Consider the following 2,618-nt stretch of genomic DNA (forward strand, 5'->3'; position numbering starts at 1 on the left):
GCTTCGACTTCGCTCAGCCAGCGTAGTTTCTGTATGGTTGTCTTGGGCTGATGTATGCCTCCTAGTCTTAGGGAAGCACGTGGCACTGACCAAATTGCCGTAGGAGATGGTCGCAGAGCACTAGGGCTACCATAGATTCCACCATGGGCACAGCCCGGGGCAGCACACAGGGATCATGGCGGCCTTTGGCGGCCAGCAACGTCTCTTCACCATCTTTGGTAACCGTGCGCTGTTCCTTACGGATCGTGGCTGTAGGCTTGAATGCTACCCGGATGATGATGTTTTCACCGTTACTGATACCGCCCTGGATGCCACCAGAACGATTGGTCACCGTGCGCAGTCTGCCCTGGTCGTCGGTATAAAATTCATCGTTATGTTCAATGCCGGTGAGCAGGGTGCCGGCAAAGCCTGAACCAATTTCAAAGCCCTTGCTGGCAGGCAAAGACATCACGCCCTTGGCCAAATCAGCTTCCAGCTTGTCGAAGACCGGAGACCCCAGTCCCATAGGCACCTGCCGAGCCACGCATTCCACCACGCCGCCAATGGAATCACCTGCCCGCCCTGTTTGCTCAATCAGGTCAATCATCCGCTCTGCACAGTCCATATCTGGACAACGAACGATATTGCTCTCCACCTGCTCTAGGGTGACAGTGTTGGGATCAATTTGTCCTTCTAAGTTCTGAATGCGCTTGACGTAGCCAATGATCTCAACATTAGCGACCTGCTGCAGAATTTTCTTGGCGATCGCTCCTGCTGCTACCCGACCAATGGTTTCCCGAGCCGACGAGCGACCACCCCCCTGCCAGTTGCGAATGCCATACTTGGCGTCGTAGGTTGCATCAGCATGGGAAGGACGATACTTCTGGGCCATCTCGTCATAATCTTGCGATCGCGCGTCTTTGTTGCGCACCAGAATCATGATGGGGGTACCCAGGGTTTTACCTTCAAACACGCCGGATAAAATTTCGCAGCGATCGGCCTCCTTACGAGGCGTCGTGATTTTACTTTGCCCTGGACGGCGGCGATCGAGTTCAACTTGAATCTCCGCCTCAGAAATTTCGACCTGGGGTGGGCAGCCGTCAATCGTAACGCCAACTCCTCCACCATGGGATTCGCCAAAGGTGGTAACTCGAAACAAATGACCAAACGTGTTGCCCATACTCATTCTCCTGCGCTCTAGGGCATCTTATCTCACTTCAGCCTCTTCCACCGCTAGCCAACGTCGTTAGTCCCCTCGCCCTAGAAGTTCCGGGAGTTTAGCCGTTGATGGCAAGGGTTTCGAAGGATTCGGTTCCGTGGTAGCAATATGACCGATATAGAATGCACCCGCCTCAATGTCCAGAGAGTTGGCCGTCACATCACCCTCTAGCCGAGCAGTGCTGCTGAGGGTAAGTCGCCCATCCGCCACAACTCTCGCCTTGACCACCCCATGGAGTGTAATGTTATGGGCCCGAAGTTCTGGCCCTTCAATTAATCCAGTTTGAGAAATTTCCACATCACCAATCACATCCACCTTGCCGTGGATGATGCCATCGACCCGCAGAGCCCCTTCCACATGGATATCGCCTTGGAATTCACTGGTGGCGCTCAGATAGGTTAGCGACCCGACTGGCTTTTTCCGTCCAAACATCGATATGTCTCCCCATGAACTCAGTCTTGAACTGCTTTGCCTACACCTGATCTAAGCCACCGATCATCTATGGCCACCCTGAGATAGCAGTCGCTTGGTCAACGTGGTTGATTCCGTGGTTGTTCTCAATCATAACGTGTTGATTACGATGCTTAGAGTGCCCCCAGCTTCCATCCAAATTAACCCATTCATGCAAAAAGCGCCCCCTAGGGAGCGCTCTTCATCAAGCTATCAGACTAGCTCAGCGATGGATTAACCGATTTCAGGTGCATCCACAGCAGCCAAGTCGAGCGGGAAGTTGTGAGCGTTGCGCTCGTGCATCACTTCCATACCTAGGTTGGCGCGGTTCAAGACATCCGCCCAAGTTCCGATGACACGACCCTGAGAGTCAATCACAGACTGGTTGAAGTTGAAACCGTTCAGGTTGAACGCCATGGTGCTAATACCCAATGCCGTGAACCAGATGCCGACCACGGGCCATGCACCCAAGAAGAAGTGCAGGGCGCGGGAGTTGTTGAAGCTGGCATATTGGAAGATCAACCGACCGAAGTAGCCGTGAGCCGCAACGATGTTGTAGGTCTCTTCTTCTTGACCAAACTTGTAACCGTAGTTCTGTGACTCGGTCTCGGTAGTCTCACGCACTAGGCTGGAGGTCACCAACGAACCGTGCATCGCGGAGAACAAGCTACCACCGAAGACACCGGCTACTCCCAACATGTGGAAGGGGTGCATCAAGATGTTGTGCTCTGCTTGGAACACGAACATGAAGTTGAAGGTACCGGAGATACCCAAGGGCATACCGTCGGAGAAGGAACCTTGACCGATCGGGTAGATCAGGAAGACTGCTGATGCTGCTGCAACAGGTGCAGAGTAGGCAACGCAGATCCAAGGACGCATACCGAGACGGTAGGAGAGTTCCCACTCACGTCCCATGTAGCAGAACACGCCGATCAGGAAGTGGAACACGACCAACTGGTAAGGACCACCG

General features: G+C 53.7%; 3 protein-coding genes. All 3 read right to left on the reverse strand.

Going from position 1 to position 2,618, the window contains the following annotated elements; translation table 11 throughout:
* Positions 1–67 precede the first annotated feature (67 nt).
* Positions 68–1,159 carry a chorismate synthase gene (aroC, locus tag V6D20_02060; protein HEY9814582.1) on the reverse strand — a complete coding sequence of 364 codons (1,092 nt, stop codon included), beginning with the start codon at positions 1,157–1,159 and terminating at the stop codon, positions 68–70.
* A 66-nt stretch (positions 1,160–1,225) separates the two neighbouring features.
* The gene (locus tag V6D20_02065) at positions 1,226–1,630 is read right to left on the reverse strand and encodes a polymer-forming cytoskeletal protein (GenBank protein ID HEY9814583.1); all 405 of its coding nucleotides are present in this window, start codon (positions 1,628–1,630) and stop codon (positions 1,226–1,228) included.
* Between the two features lie 252 nt (positions 1,631–1,882).
* Positions 1,883–2,618, reverse strand: a 736-nt coding sequence (locus tag V6D20_02070; protein HEY9814584.1) for a hypothetical protein, incomplete at its 5' end; no start/stop codon positions are given.

The organism is Candidatus Obscuribacterales bacterium, from assembly GCA_036703605.1.
Taxonomy (GTDB): Bacteria; Cyanobacteriota; Cyanobacteriia; order RECH01; family RECH01; genus RECH01.

What these genes read in the sequence shown, in the direction of transcription:
- aroC (HEY9814582.1), bottom strand. Translation starts at nt 1,159, where the DNA reads ATGGGCAACACGTTTGGTCATTTGTTTCGAGTTACCACCTTTGGCGAA.
- V6D20_02065 (HEY9814583.1), bottom strand. Translation starts at nt 1,630, where the DNA reads ATGTTTGGACGGAAAAAGCCAGTCGGGTCGCTAACCTATCTGAGCGCC.